The organism is Methylophilus aquaticus, from assembly GCF_030769565.1.
GTDB classification, from domain to species: Bacteria; Pseudomonadota; Gammaproteobacteria; order Burkholderiales; family Methylophilaceae; genus Methylophilus; species Methylophilus aquaticus.
The window spans coordinates 312,808-336,026 of record NZ_JAVCAP010000014.1; the positions used below are offsets into that span (position 1 = coordinate 312,808).

Sequence of the window (23,219 nt, forward strand, 5' to 3'; positions counted from 1 at the left end):
ATTGTTAATTAAAAAAGGTTTTGTTCCCAATGATTTTAGTCACAGGTGGTGCCGGGTTTATTGGTAGTAATTTTGTGTTGGATTGGCTGGCAATTGAAAATGAACCAGTGATTAATTTGGATAAGCTCACCTATGCAGGTAATCTGGATAACCTGACCAGTGTGGCAGATAACAAGAACCATATTTTTGTAAAAGGCGATATTGGTGATTATGCGCTGGTTTCCAGCTTGCTTGCCAAGCATAAACCACGTGCAGTCTTGAATTTTGCCGCGGAATCACATGTCGACCGCTCCATTCATGGGCCAGAAGACTTTATTCAGACCAATGTGGTAGGCACATTTCATCTGCTGGAAGCTGTGCGTGCTTACTGGAATGCATTACCTGATGCTGATAAAGCTGATTTCAGATTTTTACATGTGTCAACCGATGAAGTCTATGGTTCATTGAGCAAGGAAGACCCTGCGTTTAGTGAAACCAACCGTTATGAGCCGAATAGTCCCTATTCAGCCTCAAAGGCCGCTTCAGACCATTTGGTGCGTGCTTATCACCATACTTACGGTTTGCCTGTGTTGACGACTAATTGTTCAAACAATTACGGACCTTTTCATTTCCCCGAAAAATTAATCCCGCTGGTCATTCACAATGCTTTGCATGGCAAAGCATTGCCAATTTATGGCGATGGTCAGCAGATTCGTGACTGGCTGTTTGTGAAGGATCATTGTACGGCTATTCGTCGCGTATTAGCCGCCGGCGTGGTCGGAGAAACTTATAATGTGGGTGGGTGGAACGAGAAACCCAACATCGAGGTCGTGCACACCTTGTGCGCCATATTGGATGCGCTCAAACCGCGCGATGATGGTCAGTCATACAGTACGCAAATAACGTATGTTAAAGACAGGCCAGGGCATGATCGTCGATATGCCATCGATGCCAGTAAGTTAGAAAAAGAACTGGGTTGGAAACCTGCAGAGACTTTTGAAACAGGTATACAAAAAACCGTACAATGGTATTTGGATAATCAGGCTTGGGTGGATAACATCACCAGTGGCCAGTATCGTCAATGGGTGGAGCAACAATACCAATGAAGCTGCTGTTGACTGGTTGCAATGGACAACTTGGTTTTGAGTTACAAAGGAGTCTGGCACCCTTGGCAGAAGTGATTGCAACGGATAGTGCGAGTTGTGATTTTTCTAACGCATCAGAACTGCGCTCTTTTATTCAAAAGATAAAGCCTGATGGCATCATTAATCCTGCGGCCTATACAGCGGTGGATAAAGCAGAGGCTGAGCTGGATCTGGCAAGAAAAATCAATGCTGATGCACCACGCATTATTGGTGAGGAAGCGGCCAAACTGGGAGCTTTTGTTTTTCATTACTCCACTGATTATGTGTTTGAAGGTGTGGGTGAGGCTTTTTACAATGAGAGTGATGCAACCAATCCTCAGAATGCATATGGTTTAACCAAACGTGATGGTGAGCTGGCTTTAATGCATGCTTGTGCACAAAGCCTTGTGATGCGAACCAGTTGGGTGGTGGGCGCTCATGGCGGTAATTTTGCAAAGACCATGCTCAGATTAGCAGCGGAGCGAGACAGCTTAAGTGTGGTGGCCGACCAATATGGGGCGCCAACCGCGGCTGCTTTACTGGCAGATGTGACTGCGCAGTTGGTCGGCAGAATCAAGCAGCATGGTTGCGCTGAGTTTCCCTTTGGTTTGTATCATGTGACTGCTTCTGGCATTACCAATTGGTATGAGTATGCTCAGTTTGTAATTAGCGAAGCGATTAAAACCGGCAAGCTGATCAAGGTTAAACCGGAAATGATCAAACCGATCGCTACCAGCGATTATCCAGTGCCTGCAAAGCGCCCGCTAAATTCCAGATTGAATACACAACATTTCCAGAGCACATTTAATCTGGTTTTGCCGCACTGGCAACAGGGTGTCAGGCATGTCCTTCAACAAATTCTATAAGCTGAACAATAAAGGTTAACAATGACCAATACCAGAAAAGGCATTATTTTGGCGGGAGGGTCCGGTACACGGTTATATCCGGCCACTCAGGCGGTATCCAAACAACTGATTCCTGTCTACGACAAACCAATGGTGTACTACCCGCTATCTACATTAATGCTGGCCGGTATCAAAGATATTTTATTGATTTCTACACCGCAAGATACGCCAAGGTTTGAGCAGTTATTGGGTGATGGTGCACAATGGGGCGTCAATATTCAATACGCGGTTCAACCTTCACCGGATGGTTTGGCGCAAGCGTTTATTATCGGTAAAGATTTTATTCAGAATCACCCAAGCGCACTGGTGTTGGGTGACAACATTTTTTACGGACATGATTTGGCATCTGGTTTGCAAGCCGCCAATATGCAAACCGAAGGTGCCACCGTATTTGCATATCCCGTGCATGACCCCGAGCGTTATGGCGTGGTTGAATTCGATATAGAGGGCAGGGCGATGAGTCTGGAAGAGAAGCCAGCACATCCCAAATCACGCTATGCTGTGACGGGTTTGTATTTCTATGATAATCAAGTATGTGATATTGCGGCGAATATGAAGCCCTCACCGAGAGGCGAGCTGGAAATTACCGATGTTAACAAACAGTATTTGTCGCAAGATCAACTGAATGTGAAGGTCATGGGGCGCGGCCATGCTTGGCTGGATACCGGCACGCATGAGTCCTTACTTGAGGCATCACTATTTATTCAAACCATTGAAAATCGTCAAGGCCTGAAAGTTGCTTGTCCAGAAGAAATAGCTTTTAGAATGGGCTATATCACGGCTGAAGCTTTGCTTAAGCAAGCCGAGCTGTACAAGAAAAACGGATATGGACAATATTTAATACAAATTGTGAACGAAAAGGTGTTTTAAATGCAGGCGCAAAAAACAGTCATTCCCGATGTTGTTGTGTTTGAACCTAAAGTATTTGGTGATGCACGTGGCTTTTTTTACGAGAGCTTTAACGAAAACGTGTTTGCAGAAGCTACTGGCCTGAGGCCGAGATTCGTTCAGGATAACCACTCGAAATCGGCTAAAAATGTATTGCGCGGCTTGCACTATCAGGTGCAGCAAGCACAAGGCAAACTGGTGCGGGTGACCCAGGGCGAGGTGTTTGATGTAGCAGTAGATTTGCGAAAGAAATCACCTACGTTTGGCCAATGGGTTGGTGAGATATTGAGTGCCGAAAACAAGAAAATGCTCTGGATCCCGGAAGGCTTCGCGCATGGATTCTTAGTATTGTCCGAAACAGCGGAGTTTTTATACAAAACGACTGACTTCTATGCGCCGCAATACGAGCGATGCATTGTGTGGGATGACCCCACGCTCGCGATAGACTGGCCTTTGCAGAGCACACCCTCGCTGTCGGCCAAAGATGCACAGGGACTCAGTTTTGATGACGCAGATAAGTTTGAAGGGTAGATAATGAAAATTGCAATTGCCGGTACCGGATATGTTGGCCTGTCGTTAGCTGTATTATTGGCCCAAAGCAATGAGGTGGTTGCGCTGGATATTGTGGCCGAAAAAGTCGCTTTGTTAAACCAGAAAAAATCACCGATTGCCGATAAGGAAATTGAAGACTTTTTAGCCAATAAGGCACTCAATTTTACAGCCACAACAGATAAACACGCTGCCTATACAGGGGCCGCGTTTGTGGTCATTGCGACGCCGACCGATTATGATCCTGAAACCAACTACTTTAATACCCGTTCGGTCGAGGCTGTAATCAAAGATGTCATGGCTATTAATCCTGAGGCAGTGATGGTCATCAAATCGACTATTCCTGTTGGATATACAGAAAAAATCAGCGCCGAGCTTCATTGTAATAATCTGATTTTCTCTCCCGAATTTTTGCGAGAAGGCAAAGCCTTGTATGACAATCTGTATCCTTCCAGGATTGTTGTGGGAGAAGTGTCCGAGCGGGCACAAACCTTTGCCAATTTACTCAAAGGAAATTGCCTGAAGCCTGAGGTGCCAGTTTTGCTGACAAATAGCTCAGAAGCGGAAGCAATCAAGCTGTTTGCTAATACCTTTTTGGCAATGCGTGTAGCTTATTTTAACGAGCTGGATACTTACGCGGAATCGCATGGCCTCGATACAAGACAAATTATAGAAGGGGTGTGCATGGACCCCAGAATTGGCAATCATTACAATAACCCTTCCTTTGGTTATGGCGGCTATTGCTTGCCTAAGGACACCAAGCAACTGCTGGCCAACTATTCGCAAGTACCTCAGAATTTGATCAATGCAATTGTTGATGCCAACACTACACGAAAAGACTTTATTGCCGACAGTGTTGTGAAAAGAAAACCCAAAGTAGTCGGTATATATCGCTTGATCATGAAGGCTGGCTCAGACAATTTCAGAGCTTCCTCTATTCAGGGCATTATGAAGCGAATCAAGGGAAAGGGGATTGAGGTCGTCGTTTACGAGCCAGTCCTTGAAGAGGCTGAGTTTTTTAATTCTAAAGTCATCCAAGATTTAGAAACCTTTAAGCAAATGTCTGATGTGATTATTGCTAATCGTCATGCGAAAGAACTGCAGGATGTATTCAGTAAAGTGTATACCAGAGACTTGTTTGGAAGTGATTAAGTAGTCAGGATAAGTGACAATGCGCATATTAGTTGTCGGTGGCGCCGGGTATATCGGCTCCCATATGGTCAAAATGTTGCTTAATGCCAAGCACGATGTCATTACTTTGGATAATTTATCAAGTGGACATCGTGATGCTGTATTGGGCGGAGTTTTTATTGAAGGAGATCTGGCTGATGTCACTTGTTTGGACCATGTGTTCCAACAATATCAACCTGAAGCAGTGATGCATTTTGCTTCTTACATACAGGTTGGTGAGTCTGTGAAAAAACCAGATATATACTACCGTAACAATGTTACTAACACTCTGAACTTGCTCGACGTCATGCTTAAGTACGATGTTAAGCAGTTTATTTTCTCGTCTACAGCAGCTGTCTTTGGCGAGCCTGACTATGTGCCAATCGATGAAGCACATGTCCGACGCCCAATTAATCCATATGGCCGGTCAAAATGGATGATTGAGCAAATTCTTGCTGATTATGATAAAGCATTCAATTTTCGGTCAGTGTGTTTGCGTTATTTTAATGCAGCTGGAGCAGATCCAGATGGCGAGTTGGGGGAACGTCACAATCCGGAAACCCATTTAATTCCGCTTATTTTGCAGGCAGCATCCGGTAGGCTTGAGCATATACAAGTATTTGGTCGAGACTATGACACGCCAGATGGAACTTGTATTAGGGATTACATACATATCGTAGATCTATGCTCCGCACATTTAGCAGCATTGAATTATCTTGCGCAAGGTGGTGAAAGTGACTGCTTTAACCTTGGCAACGGAGAGGGCTTCTCGGTTCAAGAGGTGCTAGATGCCGTGCAGCAAGTGAGCGGCAAATCAATCCGAGTAATTGATGGACCAAGGCGAATGGGTGACCCTGCCCGCTTGGTTGCCAATGCACATCATGCACATAGCAAGCTTGGCTGGATGCCTAATTATCCTGATCTGATGTCAATTGTTTCACATGCATGGAAATGGGAGTGCAAGCAGGTATCATGAGACAGCTAAAATGCACCAGGGACATAGAGCGGCATATGTAAATTGTTCATATAAAATTCATATAACACTGTGATTTTTATGTAGAATTTACTACAACATAAGTTAATAGATACTTATGCACCAAAATCAAACGTAGTTATAAATGAATTTATGACTTCATCATTGGCTGCGGTCTGATTCTTATTAATTATCAATTAGTTATGCTTTTGGTGCAAAATTTGCTTGTAATACTTATTATTTTTGAAGTAATTGCATTCTGCATATTTTAAGTAATCTAAAGAGCTTTAAAATTAAATTTTTCAATTATGAGGAGAGGTATCGTGAAAGCATTTGCAAAACGCATATTAGCTGTCTCACTACTTTCTGTTTTTGCAATGAATGCAGAGGCTGCAACCGTAAGCTTGGGTTACGGCAATACAGATTTAGTGGCAAATCCATCCGGAGGCAGATTTACAGACCTGTACAATTTTGTATTGACCGGTTTGAGTAGTATTGATTATACAGTCACAGTGTTTAATGAAAATTTGTCTGTGTATACCGCCCCCACATTCACCACCATCAGTATTTTTAAATTTCAGGATGGTGCAGCCGGATTTAACTATGGTTTGTTTGACGCGGCAAATAATAAGATACTTGATCCTTCAGCATTATCAACGGGTACCTACACTTTAAAAGTGAGTGGTATCACAACTGGTGTTTACGGTGGAAAATACAGCCTGGATGCCAGCGTGGTATCACTGCCTGTACCTGAACCAGAGACTAGCTTGATGCTGCTTTTAGGCTTGGTTTCAATAGGCACTTTAGTCTATAGAAAAAATAATGTAGTTAACAAAATCTAGAAATATCAAAAATATCTGATGTTTGTTTTTTATGCCAAGTATTGAATTTCAGGGCATAAATGTTTAAATGTAGTGATGGTTTGCCAATAGCCATAATTTGACCAATAGCAAGCGCCTGAGCATATATTGCTACAGGCTCTTTTTCTGTTCTAAACTTTGTTGTATGCCCATTCCTTAATTCGGCAGCCTAAATAACTAATACTGGTTTTGCATTATTATTTATATGGAAGTAGGCGCACTTTAAGCGCTATTGGTCATTAAATATTTTGCTATGCGTTGAGCTGCTGTAATGGTTTCCTCCGTCGAAGCGACTAATGCCATGCGAATAAATCCTTTTCCTGGATTGCTCCCATGTGCTTCGCGGGCAAGAAAAGAACCTGGTAAAACCGTAACGTTTAGGTCCTGATACAATTGCTTTGCAAGTTGAGTGTCATTTGTACGTGTATTTATCCACAAATAAAAGGCAGCATCAGGCAATTGTGTTTTTGGCCAGACAGTTTGCAGTATAGAGGTGACTGCAAGGAACTTTTCACGGTAGAGCAAACGATTTGTGATGACATGCGCATCATCATTCCACGCCGAGATACTGGCGGCCTGAATTGCAGGATTCATGGCGCAACCATGATAAGTTCTATACAAGGAGAACTTTTCAATAATAGTCTCATCACCTGCAACAAAACCTGACCGCATGCCTGGCACATTGGATCGTTTAGAGAGTGAACTGAACATCACTAGCCGTTCGTAGTTTCTGCCCAATAAGTGTGCAGCTTTCAGAGCGCCGATTGGCGGATTCGCTTCATCAAAGTAAATTTCAGAGTAACACTCGTCTGAGGCAATCACAAAACCATACTGGTCAGATAATTCAAATAAGGTTTTCCATGCGTGAATATCCATCACTTTTCCGGAGGGATTGCCTGGGCTGCAAACATACACTAATTGCGTACGCTTCAGGATGTCAGCAGGCACCTGTGTCAGGTCCATGGCGTAGTCATTCTCGGCAGTCGTATTGACGAAGTAAGGTTGGGCGCCAGCTAAAAAGGCTGCGCCTTCATAAATCTGGTAAAACGGGTTGGGTGAAATTACCACCGGCTGTATGGATTGGCTGGTATCAATCACCGCCTGCGCAAAAGCAAACAAGGCCTCGCGGCTGCCATTGACCGGCAGGATTGCTTTGTCAATATTGAGTGCAGGGATTTGATAGCGGCGTTGCAACCATGCATTGATGGCTTCGCGCAAGGCTGGCATGCCTACTGTGGTAGGATAGCTGGCTAATCCGGCCAGATTGTTTTTCAAGGCCTCTGTAATGATGGCTGGCGTTGCATGCTTGGGCTCGCCAATCGACAGATTGATAGGACTCAGTTGAGAATTTGGGGTAATTCCTTGAAACAAATCACGCAAGCGCTGAAACGGGTAGGGTTGAAGCAAATTTAAATGTGGATTCATAGGGTTGTATTATAGAGAGCCTGATGCAAAAACCAAAAGCCCATCAACAAAAATATTTTGCAATTTCTGCACTGATTTACGGAGCATTCAGCTGGGGATTCATCTGGTATCCATACAGATTACTCAATACGGCCGGAATGAATGGGGTCAGTGCCAGCTTGTATAGTTACCTGATTGCATTACTGTTCGGCAGTCTTTTATTCTATAAACGGGCACGCTTTGTGCATCAACTGCCTGCGTCTTCGGTCTGGCTGAGCGTGGTCGCTGGCTGGACCAATCTGAGTTATGTGCTGGCGATTATAGACGGTGAAGTGATGCGGGTCATGTTGCTGTTCTATTTATCCCCCTTATGGACATTGTTGCTCGCGCGAGTCTGGTTGAAAGAGCGCTGGCAGCTGCCGCAACTGTTGGCGATTGGTCTCTCGTTAATCGGTGCCTGGCTGATGCTGGCGGATGGGCAATGGGTATTGCCGTTGCCGCAATCGAGTGCTGACTGGCTGGCATTGTCGGCCGGTATCGGTTTTTCCATGACCAATGTGATGACGCGGCATGCAACGCATTTAAGCGTGGCAGCCAAATCTATGCTGGTATGGGCGGGTGTGTTTGTCATGTCGATTGCCTGCATTGTGTTGCAAGGAGATGCCAACTGGTGGGAGGCACTCCCAAAATTGACGGAGGGCTCAGTAGATGGCTTGCTACTGTTGATTGCCCTGATGCTGGTCTCGGCCACGCTGCTGGTGCAATATGGCGTCACAAAAATTCCTGCCATTCAGGCGTCAGTGCTATTTATGACCGAGCTGATTGTGGCTGCTGTCGCTGCTTATTTCCTGGCGCATGAAGTCATGACCGCCAATGAGCTGTATGGTGGGCTACTGATTGTGGCTGCCGGGCTGCTTTCAGTGTGGCAAGCGCCGGATGCTAATTGATGGCGGTCTGTTTGTTGAGCGCGGTGATGAGTGCGTCTTCCAACGATTTGACATAGCGCTCCGGTGCAAACAGTCTCCCGCTTTGCGCCGTCACTTTTTGCTTGAGTGCTCTTAATTCTTCCGGGTGAAGTGCCAGCTGGATTGCCGTGTTTTCATATGCTTGCCAGTCATGGCATATCAGTTCATGCAACTGAATGTATTTAAGCAGACTGGTGGTCACCCGTGAAGCAAAGGTCTCTCCTGCAATTGTCAGGATAGGCACCCCCTGACTCAGTGCATCACTCGCAGTGGTATGTGCATTGTAGGGCAGGGTATCCAGCATTAAGTCTGCATGCTGCTGACGCGCAATATGCGTTGCGATATCCGCTCTAGGGGCAAAAACCAGTCGCTGAGGTTGAATGCCTGCCTGATGCGCGGCTTTTTTCAGGTTTTCAACTGCCCAGCGATTGCTTTCCAGTAGCCACAATACGCTATGTGGTACTTGCTGCATGATGCACATCCAGCTGGCAAATACGTCAGGAGTGATTTTAAAACTCTGATTAAAGCTGCAAAAAACAAAACAGTCGTCCGGCAGCTTATGGTCTCTTCGGGTTCCGCGATCTGCGAGCGGACGTTGCGCATTATTAGGTTGATAACATGGCAGGACAATGGCCTCTTCGGCCAGGTGTGGCATCTGCAAGGTGTCATCTACCACAATCAGATCGTATAAGGGTTTGCCGTTGAGTAATCCCATGCTGCCAGGATAGCCAAGCCAATTCACATGCAAGCTGGCAGGGCGGTAAGCCACAATGCCGCAGCGGCTGTTTTGCGTATAGCCCGTCAGGTCTACTACGATATCGATGCCTTGCATACGCATGTGTTGTGCAACGGCATCATCTGGCAGCTGGGCAATGTCCTGCCAATGCTCCACGGCGGATTGCAGTTGCTGGCGTTCCAGCGAGCCATCGTCCAGCGCCTGACTGTAGGCATAAATCTCAAACTGTGTGCGGTCATGCGCCTGTATTACATCGGTGATCAGGTAAGCCAGTGGATGGCGTCTGAAATCAGAAGATAAATAGGCAAGCTTGATGCGCCGATTGGCCTGCCTGATTTGGCGCGGCAACGCTTGTACATGCCCGTAATGGGCTTGTGCCCATAGACTGGCGCAGCGCGTTTGTTCCGCATCCGTTGTGCCGGGCATGGCCAGAAATGCAAATGGCGGAATCTGCGCCTGTGGGTGCTGTAATGCTGCCCTGACTTCTTGGATAGCGGCATCGAGGCCAGACCAGTCTGCCATATGTTGTTTCTGATGAATCCAGTGCACCCTTGCATGCACCATGTGGGGGGCGTGCTCAAGCGCTGTGGCGTATGCTGCCACCGCCAGCGCCAGTTCCCCGGACTCACGCCATGCATTGCCCAGATTGTTATGCATGTCCGCGTCATTCGGCTGCAATTGTAGGGCGTGCCGGTAATGCACAATCGCTGCGGCTAACTGCCCCTGCTTGCGTAAACTGTTGGCCAGATTGAACTGTACATCGGCCTGCTGTGCATCCACAGCCAGTGACTGCCGGAAATAATCACTCGCCAACACCTCATTACCTTCAAGACTCGCAACATTGCCGAGTTGCATCAGAATTTGCGGGTGATTGGGGGCTAGCCTAAGCGCCTGGGCAAAGGCTTGTGCTGCGGGCGCTGCCTGCTTTTGCAGCAGATAAGCCCGCCCCAGTTCATAATGCAGCTCAGGATTATCCGGATGATGCGCAATACGCTGTTGCAGATGTTGAATCCCTGTTGCGCTCATACAGGCGTGACCTCAGGAATGAGGCTGCCAATGCCAGACCAACGCATACCAAGTGCTTTTAATACTTGTCGTTGCGGTGTTAGCCCCAGCCAGAATGCCTGTTCGCTCAATAGCGGCACATTCATGCCTGTAGTACGGCAAATCGTGCGGGCAAGTAATGCCGCGCAATAAGGGGCTGTCATTAAGCCCTTGCTGCCATGGCCAACATGCACATAGAGGCCGTTAGCAGCAGGTAATGCAAGTGGCGCTGTCGAGATGGTGGCTAACTGTTGCAAAAGGGCTGTTGGCCAAACGGGACCCACATCTGGCAAGTAATCAGACGTGCCGCAACGGATGGCAGCGCGCGCAGCGGTAAAATGTGCTTTCAACGCATCGGAAAATTGTGGCGATAAACTGGCAAGCATGTCCAGATTGGCCTGGTTATCTGCCTCGCGAACTGCGACAGAGGTATCGCCAGGGGAGAAGGTCGCGCCAAGCGCGTGTTGACCCTCTACCATCGGGGTGACATAGCCATCCCCACAGAGGATGGTCTTTAATGATTGTAACGCCGCTTGTGTATGGATCACGCCCATTTGTCCACGCAAGGGGCTGAGTAACAAACCTGAATCCGGCAACAGGGTAGAAGCCTCGCTGGCATTGGTCACCACCACCGCATCAAACAATGGCTGCATTGGTTTTTCTGCCATGCTTAACTGCCATGCTTCGTTGATCTGTACAACACTGCCAATGCTGTGATTAAACCGTGTGGTTATCAATGGATGACGCAAGTAAGCGTGGCAGGCCGCCACTGGATTCACCCAGGCGCCTTCTGGAAAAAACAGGGCTTCACTGGCGATTTCAACCCCGGCGACCACACTGGCTTCGGCTGCTGTCAGTGCTTTTAATAGCTTGCTATGGCTATAGCGCTTGGCCACTTTACGCACGCGTTTCTGTTCTCTTGCACTTCCTCCAAGCTGTAGCAGGCCACACATTTGAAATGCGTCTGATGCCATTTGCAAGCTGGTGTAATGCTTGAGTGCATAGCTGTAACTACGCAAGGCCAGCCCATCATTGAGCGGTTTTTCTGTATTGAGGCGCGGATACAGCATGCCTTTGGGGTTACCGGATGCACCACTGGCCGGTGCAGATTCCCGCTCGAATAACGTGACTTTGCAGCCCATTTGTGCCAAATGCCAGGCTGTACTGCAACCTGCAATGCCAGCGCCAATCACGGCAACATTGGGTGCGTGTGCGCGAGGTGATGGAGCCAGGACCGAGGATTTTCCAGACCACTGTCCCTTTAACATTTCACGCTTTTGGCCATAGCCAGCTGTTTTTTCAACAGTGAAACCAGCGGCCTGCAATCCTCGCCGTACCAGGCCTGCACTGGTGAATGTGGCAAAAGTGGTGCCTGCGTGAGCGCGCGCGCCCATTGCCGAAAACAAGGCCTGGTGCCACATTTCCGGGTTTTTTGAGGGTGCAAACCCATCAAGAAACCAGGCATCTGCCGTAGCTGTGAGCGCAGGCAGGCAGGTGGCGACATCACCAATCATCAATGTCAGGCTTGTGCGGTATTCAGGCAGTTCTATCTGGTTGAAGCCTTGGTGCAGCAGACTGTACTGTGCACACAATTGGGCGCTTAAGGCACGCAGTTGCGGAAAGTGCGCATGCGCACGTTGCAAATCCTCACGTGTAAACGGAGCAATTTCAATGCTGACAACATGCAGATGTGCATCGGGAGGTGCGGTTTGCAGCCATAGCTCCACGGCTGCCAAAAAGTTTAAACCACTGCCAAAACCGGTTTCTATAATAGTGAAATGGCTAGCCGGAGGCAGGCTTGTCCAGCGTTGCGCCAGCTGGTTATGTTGCAGAAATACATGGCGCGTTTCTGCGAGGCCATGTTGTGCATCTTCAGCGCTGGCAGAAAAATAAATGTCTTGGAAACGGGTGGAGTAGGGCAGGCCATCATGCCACTCCAGATCAGCATGCATATTCATAGTTAAAATTTTAACATGCAGCTGGCGGGTCCCGTGCCATCATTCAATGATTGCGATACAAGGGTTTTGCCAGTAACACATGCACATCGCCCAATGCGCACTCGGCAAACCCGCCTTCACAATAACTCAAATAAAAATCCCACATACGGATAAAGGCCTCTGAGTAGCCGAGAGCACGTACCGCTGCAATATTGGCAAAAAAGTTTTCACGCCACAAGCGTAACGTGGTGGCATAGTGCAGCCCGATATCTTCAAGGTCAATCAGCCGCAGGTCACTCGCATGGGTCATGCTGTTCAGCATGGCAGTATTGGACGGAATGTTGGAGCCGGGAAAAATATAGCGCTGAATAAAGTCCACAGAGCGAATAGCGCTGTCATAGCGCTGGTCACTGATGGTGATGGCCTGAATCAGTGCCACCCCGTCCGGCTTCAGTAATTGCCCGACCTTGGCGAAATAGGTGTCGTAAAACTGATGGCCGACCGCTTCGATCATTTCTATGGATACCAGTTTGTCATAGGTGCCTTGCAAATGACGATAGTCCTGTTTGAGCAGGGTGATCTGGTCTTGCAGCCCCTCTTGCTGGATTCTGGCTTGCGCCAATTCAAATTGCTGCTGCGAAATGGTGGTGGTGGTGACATGGCAACCGTAGTGTTTGGCTGCATAAATGGCAAAACCACCCCAGCCCGTGCCAATTTCAATCACATGGTCTTGGGTGCCAAGTTTGAGTTTTTCACAAATGACTTTAAGTTTCAGTTCAGAGGCGGCCTGCAGGGTTTGGGTATGCGCATCAAAGATGGCTGACGAGTACATCATGGTCGGGTCCAGAAACAGCTTGAACAAGTCGTTACCCAAGTCATAATGTGCCGCTATATTCTTTTGGCTGCCGGCTTCGCTGTTGCTGTTGAGCCAGTGAAATACTTTCATCAGCGGCTTGCTCAACCATTGGTAGCCCCCCTCAAGCGTATCCATCACTGACTGGTTGAGTACCATCAGGCGGATGACGTTGGTCAGCGAATCGGCCTGCCAGTAGCCCAGCATATACGCCTCGCCAGCACCAATGCTGCCACCGAATGCAATCTCGCCATAAAAGCGGCTATCGAGGACGGTGATGGTTGCGGTCAGGGATCGTTTCTGGCGATTGCCAAACGCATGGCGCTCAGTGCCATCAATCACAATCAACTGACCTATTTTTAAGCCTCGCAAGCGCTTGAGTAATTGCGATTTGGCCATGCTGGCAACCCATTTGGCACGACTTTTTGCTTTAAGGGCTTTTGTCAGTTGTTCTTGTGCTGGCTCGGAAGTATCAGAAGTGGGTAAGGAGGAAGCCATCAGTTATTTTCCTGAATCAGTATCGGGGTGAGAATAGAATGGAATACGTTTTAGCCATAAGCGCAAAGCCTGCCAATAGATCGCCAGCACGACTTTGAGGGTCATCCAGGGAAAGCTGATGAGCAAACGGTTGAGCGTGGTGGCTTGCCAGCACTGGCGCTGCAGTTTGAGCGTAGCGTAAAACATGGCGGTTCCTGCCCGCCAGTTTTGCATATGGACGCTCAACTGCAACTCCGGTTCCGAGAATTGCCATTTGTATTGGATGTCCATGGGCATAAACGGTGAGACATGAAAGTTTTTTTTCAGGCTAAACACATGCTCTTTCCCAGGCTGACAGACATGCACATAGGCATGCCGTTCTTGCCATGGTGTATTGGTGATATGGCTGACGATGGCCTGCAGTTTGCCATCTGCATCATGACAATAATAAAAACTGACCGGGTTAAAACACACGCCCCAATAGCGCATATGTGTCAGCAGGCCTATTTTTCCCTGTGGTCGCTGGCCAGATTCTCTTTCCACCAGATCACGGATGCACTGATCCAGTGGTTTGTCCGGGTCGCCGTAATAGTCCTTGCGTCTAAAGTATGCAATATTTGGTTTAAGAAATGACCATAAAATATTGTTTTTAAACAATAATGGAAGCTCATCCAAATCCAGATAAAGCATAAACAAGCGGTATTTAAAACCATGCAATTTGGGTTGCAGGCGCTGATGTGTCACCCATCCGGTATAAATTCCGCTGAGCAGTGGTGTCCCTGAATCAGCCATACATGGCAGCCTCAAAATGTTGAATGGCGTTCAGCGCACTGACCACACCATCTTCATGAAACCCGTTGCGCCAGTAGGCCCCGGCGTACCCTGTCAGATTATTTCCACTGATTTCTGCATGCCGCAGTTGGGCCTTGGCACCTTCCAGGGTATACAGCGGATGCCGGTAATGCAGGCGTTTGATCACTTTTTCAGGTGCAATGGTATCGGTATGATTGAGTGTCACCAGCAATGGTTGGCGCGAAACAATGCCTTGCAGGATATTCATATTGTAAGTGACTTGCACTTTGCCGGTTGTTTGCCCGGTAACATGGTAGTTCCAGGCTGCCCATGCCAAGCGATGGCGTGGCATCAATGTGGCATCGGTATGCAAAAAGACGGTATTGTCCTGATAGGGAATCGCCCCCAACACCTCACGCTCGCAAGCAGTGGCTTCAGTGCCCAAAATGCGCAAGGCTTCGTCGCTATGGCAAGCAAAAAACACATAATCAAACCGGGCTGTTTGTCCCTGTTTTGTCGTCAACAGCACGCCTTGGTGATCGCGCTTGATCGCCACAATGGGTGTGTTGAGATGTATCTGCTGATGAAAGCCTGCGGTCAGTTGTTGCAAATATTGGGCTGAACCACCGACTATCGTCCGCCATTGCGGGCGTTGATCAATACTGAGCATGCCATGATGATGAAAGAAACGCACAAAAAAGCGGGCGGGAAACTGCAGCATCTGTTCGGCATCCGTAGACCAGATAGCCGCGCCCATCGGGACAATGTAATCACGGATAAATTGCGGACTATAGCCGTTGCTGGTTAAATAATCGCCTAAAGGGACTTCTTCGCCATGTGCAAGCAAAGCCAGAGATTCTTTATTAAAGCGCCAGATGTCCAGAATCATCCGGTAAAAGCGCGGTGAGAGCAGGTTGCGGCGTTGTGCAAACAGGCTGTTTAACGAGGTGCCATTGTATTCCAGTCCGCTGACCTCATTGCGCACACTGAAGCTCATGCTGCTATCACGCCACGGTACGCTTAATGACCGTAGTATTTTTTCAAATTCCGGATAGGTTTTATCGTTAAATACAATAAAGCCGGTATCGACGGCATGTGACTGACCATCGAGCTCGATGCTGTGGGTATGCGTATGCCCGCCCACATAGTCATTGGCTTCAAACACCGTCACATGGTGTTTTTTATGTAAGTAAAAGGCCAGTGTATTTCCGGAAATACCACTGCCTATAATGGCAATATTAAGCATTTTTTAATTTTTTATGTGTTCATGAAGAAGGGCGTTGTTCGCGCACATGTACCGGTACACGTTTAACGTTCCAGATAATGCCCATGGCGGCAAGTAGTCTCAGGCCGTAGTAGGTGAAGTCTATCTCCCACCAGTAAAAGCCCTGTTTGGCAGAGCCCGGGAAATGATGGTGGTTGTTATGCCAGCCTTCACCCAGTGTCAGTAATGCAATCAACAGGTTGTTGCGGCTGTGGTCACGGGTTTGATAACGCCGGCTACCCCATACATGGGCCAGAGAGTTGACGCAGAAGGTGGCGTGGTAAAGCGCAATCGTAGAGATCACAAACCCCCACTCTAGCAACTGCAGGCCATTGGTTTCCAATGCAGGCGCTGTGCTTTCAAGCAAAGTGCCCAGCGCGTAGATCGCCACCGCCAGCAACAATGGCATCAGGCTGTCAAACCGATCTAGCAAACGCAGTTCAGGAAATTTGGCCAGCTCCTTGACCCGGTCAAGCCTGGTATGAAAGTTGGCGTGACTGAGAAACCAGCCGAGATGACTCCATAAAAAACCGTGCTGGTGCGGGGAGTGGATATCTTCCGCCTGATCAGCATGCACGTGGTGGGCGCGATGATGTGCAGCCCACCATAAGGGGCCGCGCTGTACCGCAGTGGCCCCGATCAGGCCGAACAGAAATTGTCCGAAACGACTGGTCTGGAAGGTTTTATGTGCAAAGTAGCGGTGGTAAAAGCCGGTAATGGCAAACATTCTGATCAGATACATCACAATTGCAAAACCAACAGCAAACGGACTCCAGCCTACCCATAGCAGGCCAAACAGCGCAATGTGCAGCAGCACAAACGGGAATACCCGCCACCAGTCTATGCTGACATCGGTGGCATTGGCAGGTGGCTGATAACGTTCATTATCCAGCCAACCCACCAGGCGCCAAAAAACGCCCGCCAGTTTACATTGCATACAACCCTCACTCAGAAATAAAACGTTGGTCTATTATTGTTGTGGAAATTTGATCAGCTTGCTGGTGTCGTAGCCCATGTCGGCGATACGTTGCACCAGTGTCTGGTATGTTGCATCGTCCAGATGTCGATTGCGCGACATCAGCCAGACGTAATCACGCTTGTTACGCGCAATAATCGTGTGTTGATAATCCTCAGACAGATAAGCAATCAGATATTCTGATTTGAACGGCCAGATAAACTGCATTTTCCATTCGGCATTGTGCGTCCCGGGTACGATAAACCCTGTCGGATGGTACTCTTTAAGCGGGCCATCAAAGGCACCCTGGTGAAAACGAAAAGTAGTTGCGATAGAACCATCCGCATTACGTTGATAACTTTCCACCGGATTGTAAGGCGCGCGCTCAATCAGGGTGGGAATGGCGGCAATCACCGCCCAATCTCCCATAAATTTGTCCAGGTCAACTGTGCTTGCGGTCTGGATCGGCTGCATATTCTGACAGGCGCATAATCCACCCGCCAAAAAGCAACAAATAACTTTAAATAATTTATTTAACATATTGTTTTATATCAACTTGTAAGTGATTGTGTATCCCTCTGGGGTGATGGATTTCAAACCTACCCAACGCTGCTGTTCGTCATACCAGAGTGTAATATTCAACTTGATTTTGCCCTGAAAACGCCCGGTCAGGCGGTATTGATGTGTTTGCATGTCTGCACCTCTAACATTCAGGCTCTGCGTGCCTTCGTCTGCTACAGTCACATCCAGATACTCGGCATTTTGCGGGTTTAATAACTTGCTTTGCTGCAGGATCTTGGGATTCCAGTAGGCAAAGGTCATCACGCAGGCAGGCAAGGTTTGCATGGACTTGTTTTTGCTGACAACAAACTGTCCATTTGACAGGCGGCCACTGACATCGGTGATTTCTTTATTTTCTTCGGTATGTGCCTGCAGGCTTTGCAGGCATTCCCCTTGCCAGGTTTCATCAGCCTGATGCTGGTAGCGATAGGCGTTGATAAACAACACCTTGACCTTAAAACTGGCGCGGCTGGATAAACGTTGATCTTGCAAGCTAAATTGATGCGTGCCGATGTTCTGTTTATCCAGCCATACTGAAAATGACCATTCTTCTGCATGTAGCAGACCCGGCAGCAAAAAAATGTTTAGCCACAACACACAAAACAGTTTTTGACATGGCTGCATTTTGTTAATCCTTGCCGGATACGGGCAATTTTTTTGGCATGCCAGGAATAAACGCATTCGTGCTATCAATATAGGCCTGATAGCCAGGACGTCGGGTTTGAATGGTTTTTTCAAGTAAGCTGACACCACTGACTTTTAATAACAAAAGTGTCATGAGTGCTGCAGAAGCTATTGACCACAGGTTTCCAGCGGCGATACCGGCGAGGGCGAAACCCCACCAGATCAAGCTTTCCCCAAAATAGTTGGGATGCCTGCTGTAACGCCACAAGCCAATATTTAGCACTGCCTGGGTGTTCTCGGGTTTGGCTTTGAATGCCGCTAGTTGCCAGTCTGCGACACATTCCCAATACATGCCCGTGATAAACAATAAAGCGGCCAATGCATCCAGAAACATCAGCGGCTGTGTGCTTGCAATGGCAGCATATAAAGGATAAGAGATCAGCCAGGCCAATACGGCTTGCAATGCAAATACGATGTAGAGGCTTTTAAACCAGAAATGTGGCTCGTTGTTTTGACGTATGGTTTCGTAGCGATAATCCTCTTTGCCCCAGTTACGCCAGGTGATAAACAGACTGAGACGTAAGGACCATGCCGTCACTGCCGACAGTACCAGCGTACCGCGCCAGGATAAATCATAAGTGAAGAGGGCAGTGGTATAGGCCGTGAGTGCCATGAACAGACTCCACATGCTGTCGACGTGGCTGTAATGATTGCTGACAAAACTCATTATCCAGCCAGCCAGAGCAAGCAAGAGGATGGCATACAGGCAGCACAGATAAACAGTCACGTTATTGGCTCCCGCAATTGAGGTAAATGGCTCGAATACGTAACATCAGCGGAAGCAACAGGCCCCAACCCAAGCTCAGCCAGACAAGACTCAACATTTGTTCTGGCAGGACAATCGCCCCCAGTTTTGCAGCACCCCAATAAGCCAGGGGACCAAAAACAGCACCAAGCAAAAATGCCAGCTGCAAGCGAGATGCCAGCCAGCGCAGGCTAATATTCAGTGTACAGGCAAAAGCCAGCCATAAGGCCACCATCCAAAGCGGAATATAGGATACCCATTGATGGTGCTGGTTAAAATCCACCATGCCGATGACATATCCCAGTTGATCAAACAGGCATCCCACCAGTGCTGTGAGCAATAAGGGCAAGGCCTGCGACCATCCCTCTATACACTGCAAATGCACTATGGCAAACAACAGGCACAGCGCAAACACTGCCAAGCCAAAGCCGTAGAGTGGCGACAGCACACATGCCCACCATAGCAGCTGGAAGCACACGATATTTAAAACGATTTGCGCGTTTGAGTGCATGGTTTATAGGTTGTCACTACGCCTTTTAAACAAATAGTGGCCGACCCACCAGGTTTGGCCCTGATCGTAACCAAACAGCTCGGCACAAGCCATAAAGAAGATACGCCAACGCTGCCGCCACAATTCTGCATCCTGTTTGCCGTAGGCATCTTCAAGTACGGCAGTCAGCGCATAGTGATGCAAATCCATTTGCTGCAACCAGGCATTGGCGGTTTTCTCATAATGCGTGCCATCCCATCGCCATTTGTCTACCAGTTTCAGATGATCCTGAAAATACAGCGGCAAATCGTCACTCGGCATCATGCCACCACTGAAAAAATACTGGCTCATCCAGTCATCGTCATCCACACCATCAAAAGTGTATGGCGTATTTTTGTGTACAAAAATATGTTTGAAAAATAAGCCATCCGGCTTCAGCCAACTTGCCACTCGCTGATACAGGACCTGATAGTTACGCATATGCTCGAACATTTCAACGGAGACAATACGGTCGTATGTCTCCGGGGCTGAGAACGCATTCATATCAGCTGTGATGATGTTCAGATTGGTTAACCCCAGCGCTTTGGCACGTTGCATAATGTATTCACGCTGTGATTGAGAGTTGGAGACGCCTGTAATGCTTGAGGCCGGATAATGTTGTGCCATCCATAAGCTCAATGAACCCCAGCCACAACCCAGCTCCAGAATTTTTTGCCCATCTGCCAATTGTGCATGCGCACAGGTCTGGGTGAGCGCCAGTGACTCGGCGGCATCCAGATCCGTTGTGTCTGCATCCCAGTAACAACTGCTGTACTTTCTGTTTAGCCCAAGACAATATTGGTAAAAGTCTGCTGGAACCTCATAATGTTGCTCGTTGGCTTTGGCTGGTAGCGGCGCCACTTCTGCACGTTTCATCGCGTCACAAAACGTGATCAGAGCGTGCTGAGCTTGCTCGCAATCGTGACTCCGGATGTCTTGCAGTCGTTTATCAAGTAGTAATCTGATCCCTTTTCTCACAATAAAATCGGGTAAGTATTTTTTTTCTGCCAGCAATAATGCAAATGATGCGAAAGACAATTTGATTCCCTGTGAATGATTACTTCGATAGCTAATGAAATTCATTATATGGCAATTTGCCTAAAACAAAAGTTCCATTTCTGGAGTAGAATAATCTTGACTATACAGATCTGTATATTTTTAGAGGGCGAATGCAATGTCACACTGGCACAATAAAAATTTTAATTCCATTAAAATCAATAGCTTGCTATTTGGTATTGTTGTGATATTAAACCTGTGTATGGCGATTAATCCAGGGGTTTCTGTGGCTGAGAATACCGATTGGCCCAGTTATGGTTTGAATATGTCGGGTCAGAGACACGCAGAACTGCAGCAGATCAATCGCGATAACATCCATCAACTTCAGTTGGCCTGGAAAGTAAATACCGGCGTCAAAGCGACCTTTCAAGCCACACCTTTGATTGTTAATGGCGTGATGTTCGTCAGCCTGCCTTATAACCATGTACTTGCGCTGGATGCCAAAACAGGGAAAACCTTATGGCAATATGTGCATGCGCGCCGAAGCGATTGGCCTATGTGTTGCGGCCCGGCTAATCGTGGGCTCGCTGTCGCACATGGCAAGGTATTTTTTGGCACAGTGGATGCGCGGCTGATTGCCTTGGATGCGAAGACCGGTCATATGTTGTGGGATATCAATGTGGCTGGCAATCAGGTGAATACCGAACAACAAACAGAATTGAACCAGAGGGACCCGAATAAAGTACGCAAAGTCACCGGTGGTACTGGTGTTGGCATTGCAATGGCGCCTGTTGTCTATAAAAACAAGGTCATTATTGGCATTACTGGCGTGGGCTATGGTTTGCACATTGATAACCCACGCAGTGATGCGCCACTAGGCGCCGTGATTGGCGTGACTGGGCGATATGGTCGACCAGGCTTTCTGGCTGCTTATGATGTGCAGGATGGCCGTCAGCTGTGGCAGTTTGATACGATTCCTGCCCAGGGATGGGAAGGGGGGTTCACAACGCAGACGGCAGACGGGAGTCACTTTAACCGCGATATTGTCAGTGAAAAAGCTGCCATGAGCCTCTACCCGGATGCGGCGGGATTTGGGGGAGGCTCTGCCTGGAGTACACCCGCCATTGATGAAGCAAGCGATACACTTTATTTTGGTACCGGCAATCCCTCACCGCAAATGAATGATGTCTCCCGCCCCGGGGATAATTTGTATACAGTTTCACTGGTTGCGCTCAATACCGAAACCGGTCAGTACAAATGGCATTATCAGCAGGTGCCACATGACTTGTGGGGATATGACCTCGCCAGCCCTCCAGTATTGTTCAACTATACAAAAAATGGCGTGGTTATACCGGCGGTAGGCCAGGCCAGCAAAACCGGCTGGTTTTACATTCATGACCGGCATAGCGGGGCATTTCTTGCAAAGTCTCAAGCATTTGTACCGCAGCTTAATCTTTTCAAGCAACCCAGTGCTGAAGGGACTGTCGTGTATCCCGGCATACTGGGCGGCGCAAACTGGTCGCCTGTCAGTGTTGATCAGCAGGCCAATCGGGTGTTTATTGCCGCTATGCACAGCCCGATTAAATATACAGTGCATGAGACAGATGTGCAGGGCAGCAATCGCAGCATGCGTTACACAGCGAGTGAGCCCACCAATGATGAGCGTTGGGGATTGTTGAGTGCAATTGACTTTACAACGGGAAAAATTGCCTGGCAACACAAAACAAAACAGCCGCTGATTGGTGGCGTGTTGACCACTTCTTCCGGTTTGCTGTTTTGCGGTGAGGGTGACGGCACATTTAATGCATTTGACAGCCAAACCGGGCAGGTTCTTTGGCACTATCAATCGAGCTATGGTGTGAACGCACCGCCTGTAAGCTATGAGGTTGATGGCGAACAATATGTGAGTGTAGTCAGTGGCGGAAACTCTCTGTTTGGATTCAAGCAAGGGGATGCCATATTGACATTCAAGCTTCCTGCAAGGAATGTTAAATAAAAACCCAAACGCCTTCACTTCATAAATCAGAGAGCGCTATAGGCGCTCTTTGTTGCTCAAAAATAGCTTTCCTCGAAAAGTGCGTTGAACTGACTTAATAACTTTATTAATTGATAACAGTAATTTAAAATCAATAGCTTATGAAATTTTATTCAACTAATTTATCTCTATAAGTTACACATTCACTTCAAATATATTCAAGCAAAGGCGAGTTTACAATTTATGTTCAAACGGCTCTCGGGGTGTCAAATCTAAGGCAGTCAGTTTAAATACAACTTTCTTATTCATTCGACTACTTCCCTTCTCTGGACTTAGAGTAAGTTCGTGAGATATTTCATTTTAAAACAATTGGTTGAACTTATGGCTCCTAGCTTATGCAAGCCTAGTATCGGGTTCTTCAAGTGAAACTCCATAATTCATCATTTTCTTTTGCACCTTTGGGTCATTACTTGCGACCGTTTGCAACGGTTCAAATTGTCGCAGTAAACTCCCTAGACAAGAAGCGCGTTCACGAAATTAACCTATCGGTTGTGAGCTGCTACCTTTCATACCACTCTTCGGAGTGTTTTTTCATTTGATAACGTTACATATAGAGGTGGACCCGGAAAACTGGACAGTGTTTTAAGTGATATTCTTGCTTAACCTTGCAGCCGATAGGCGGCAGAAAGCAGAGAAAGAAAGCAATGAAACGTACCCGAAGAACCCACGCAGCGAGTTTCAAGGCTAAAGTGGCCTTGGCAGCCATCAAGGGTGATAAAACACTGGCCGAATTGGCGAGTGAGTTTGCAGTCCATCCTAACCAGATTACCGAATGGAAGCAGCAGTTACAACAA

Annotated in this window: 22 protein-coding genes; 10 read left to right on the top strand and 12 right to left on the bottom strand. The window is 47.7% G+C overall.

What is annotated here, in order from left to right:
- Window positions 1-29: 29 nt before the first annotated feature.
- The 7 genes from rfbB (at window position 30) to Q9291_RS08020 (ending at window position 6,430) form a co-directional block, all read left to right on the top strand.
- Window positions 30-1,085 carry a dTDP-glucose 4,6-dehydratase gene (gene rfbB / locus Q9291_RS07990; RefSeq protein WP_306389500.1) on the top strand — a complete coding sequence of 352 codons (1,056 nt, stop codon included), beginning with the start codon at window positions 30-32 and terminating at the stop codon, window positions 1,083-1,085.
- Entirely contained in the window at window positions 1,082-1,969 is an 888-nt protein-coding gene (gene rfbD, locus Q9291_RS07995; RefSeq protein ID WP_306389501.1) for a dTDP-4-dehydrorhamnose reductase, read from the top strand. The genes rfbB and rfbD overlap by 4 nt, the downstream gene beginning before the upstream one ends.
- A gap of 21 nt (window positions 1,970-1,990) precedes the next feature.
- Window positions 1,991-2,878, top strand: coding sequence for a glucose-1-phosphate thymidylyltransferase RfbA (gene rfbA, locus Q9291_RS08000; protein WP_306389502.1), 888 nt, complete (start codon window positions 1,991-1,993; stop codon window positions 2,876-2,878).
- Window positions 2,879-3,427, top strand: coding sequence for a dTDP-4-dehydrorhamnose 3,5-epimerase (gene rfbC, locus Q9291_RS08005; RefSeq protein WP_306389503.1), 549 nt, complete (start codon window positions 2,879-2,881; stop codon window positions 3,425-3,427). It begins immediately after the preceding gene.
- Between the two features lie 3 nt (window positions 3,428-3,430).
- On the top strand, window positions 3,431-4,597 hold the full coding sequence (locus tag Q9291_RS08010) for a nucleotide sugar dehydrogenase (protein WP_306389504.1): 1,167 nt from the start codon (window positions 3,431-3,433) through the stop codon (window positions 4,595-4,597).
- A gap of 19 nt (window positions 4,598-4,616) precedes the next feature.
- A complete protein-coding gene (gene galE, locus Q9291_RS08015) occupies window positions 4,617-5,591 on the top strand; it encodes a UDP-glucose 4-epimerase GalE (protein WP_306389505.1) in 975 nt (324 codons plus the stop codon).
- Between the two features lie 320 nt (window positions 5,592-5,911).
- Complete coding sequence (locus Q9291_RS08020; protein ID WP_306389506.1) at window positions 5,912-6,430, top strand: FxDxF family PEP-CTERM protein; 519 nt, start codon at window positions 5,912-5,914, stop codon at window positions 6,428-6,430.
- Between the two features lie 240 nt (window positions 6,431-6,670).
- On the opposite strand, the gene dapC is transcribed toward Q9291_RS08020, so the two are convergent.
- On the bottom strand, window positions 6,671-7,873 hold the full coding sequence (dapC, locus tag Q9291_RS08025) for a succinyldiaminopimelate transaminase (protein WP_306389507.1): 1,203 nt from the start codon (window positions 7,871-7,873) through the stop codon (window positions 6,671-6,673).
- Between the two features lie 23 nt (window positions 7,874-7,896).
- On the opposite strand from dapC, the gene Q9291_RS08030 reads away from it, so the two are divergent.
- Complete coding sequence (locus tag Q9291_RS08030) at window positions 7,897-8,799, top strand: DMT family transporter (protein WP_306389508.1); 903 nt, start codon at window positions 7,897-7,899, stop codon at window positions 8,797-8,799.
- On the opposite strand, the gene Q9291_RS08035 is transcribed toward Q9291_RS08030, so the two are convergent.
- From Q9291_RS08035 to Q9291_RS08085, 11 genes are all read right to left on the bottom strand, one after another.
- Complete coding sequence (locus Q9291_RS08035; RefSeq protein WP_306389509.1) at window positions 8,792-10,579, bottom strand: O-linked N-acetylglucosamine transferase, SPINDLY family protein; 1,788 nt, start codon at window positions 10,577-10,579, stop codon at window positions 8,792-8,794. The genes Q9291_RS08030 and Q9291_RS08035 overlap by 8 nt on opposite strands.
- Window positions 10,576-12,555 (bottom strand): bifunctional tRNA (5-methylaminomethyl-2-thiouridine)(34)-methyltransferase MnmC2/FAD-dependent 5-carboxymethylaminomethyl-2-thiouridine(34) oxidoreductase MnmC1, encoded by a 1,980-nt coding sequence (gene mnmC / locus Q9291_RS08040; protein ID WP_306389510.1) that lies wholly within the window; start codon window positions 12,553-12,555, stop codon window positions 10,576-10,578. The genes Q9291_RS08035 and mnmC overlap by 4 nt, the downstream gene beginning before the upstream one ends.
- A gap of 43 nt (window positions 12,556-12,598) precedes the next feature.
- The gene (locus Q9291_RS08045; protein WP_306389511.1) at window positions 12,599-13,885 is read right to left on the bottom strand and encodes an SAM-dependent methyltransferase; all 1,287 of its coding nucleotides are present in this window, start codon (window positions 13,883-13,885) and stop codon (window positions 12,599-12,601) included.
- A gap of 3 nt (window positions 13,886-13,888) precedes the next feature.
- On the bottom strand, window positions 13,889-14,656 hold the full coding sequence (locus Q9291_RS08050; RefSeq protein ID WP_306389512.1) for a DUF1365 domain-containing protein: 768 nt from the start codon (window positions 14,654-14,656) through the stop codon (window positions 13,889-13,891).
- Complete coding sequence (locus Q9291_RS08055) at window positions 14,649-15,902, bottom strand: NAD(P)/FAD-dependent oxidoreductase (RefSeq protein WP_306389513.1); 1,254 nt, start codon at window positions 15,900-15,902, stop codon at window positions 14,649-14,651. The genes Q9291_RS08050 and Q9291_RS08055 overlap by 8 nt, the downstream gene beginning before the upstream one ends.
- A 19-nt stretch (window positions 15,903-15,921) precedes the next feature.
- Window positions 15,922-16,857 carry an acyl-CoA desaturase gene (locus tag Q9291_RS08060; protein WP_306389514.1) on the bottom strand — a complete coding sequence of 312 codons (936 nt, stop codon included), beginning with the start codon at window positions 16,855-16,857 and terminating at the stop codon, window positions 15,922-15,924.
- Between the two features lie 33 nt (window positions 16,858-16,890).
- Window positions 16,891-17,349 carry a lipocalin family protein gene (locus Q9291_RS08065; RefSeq protein ID WP_306389515.1) on the bottom strand — a complete coding sequence of 153 codons (459 nt, stop codon included), beginning with the start codon at window positions 17,347-17,349 and terminating at the stop codon, window positions 16,891-16,893.
- Between the two features lie 72 nt (window positions 17,350-17,421).
- Complete coding sequence (locus Q9291_RS08070; protein ID WP_306389516.1) at window positions 17,422-18,060, bottom strand: DUF6134 family protein; 639 nt, start codon at window positions 18,058-18,060, stop codon at window positions 17,422-17,424.
- Window positions 18,061-18,064: 4 nt separating this feature from the next.
- On the bottom strand, window positions 18,065-18,847 hold the full coding sequence (locus Q9291_RS08075; protein ID WP_306389517.1) for a DUF1295 domain-containing protein: 783 nt from the start codon (window positions 18,845-18,847) through the stop codon (window positions 18,065-18,067).
- Window position 18,848: 1 nt separating this feature from the next.
- On the bottom strand, window positions 18,849-19,376 hold the full coding sequence (locus tag Q9291_RS08080) for a DUF2878 domain-containing protein (RefSeq protein WP_306389518.1): 528 nt from the start codon (window positions 19,374-19,376) through the stop codon (window positions 18,849-18,851).
- 3 nt (window positions 19,377-19,379) lie between these two features.
- The gene (locus Q9291_RS08085) at window positions 19,380-20,477 is read right to left on the bottom strand and encodes an SAM-dependent methyltransferase (RefSeq protein WP_306389519.1); all 1,098 of its coding nucleotides are present in this window, start codon (window positions 20,475-20,477) and stop codon (window positions 19,380-19,382) included.
- A gap of 175 nt (window positions 20,478-20,652) precedes the next feature.
- On the opposite strand from Q9291_RS08085, the gene Q9291_RS08090 reads away from it, so the two are divergent.
- Complete coding sequence (locus tag Q9291_RS08090; protein WP_306389533.1) at window positions 20,653-22,386, top strand: pyrroloquinoline quinone-dependent dehydrogenase; 1,734 nt, start codon at window positions 20,653-20,655, stop codon at window positions 22,384-22,386.
- A gap of 683 nt (window positions 22,387-23,069) precedes the next feature.
- A partial coding sequence (locus tag Q9291_RS08095; RefSeq protein WP_306389534.1) for a helix-turn-helix domain-containing protein occupies window positions 23,070-23,219 on the top strand: 150 nt, incomplete at its 3' end.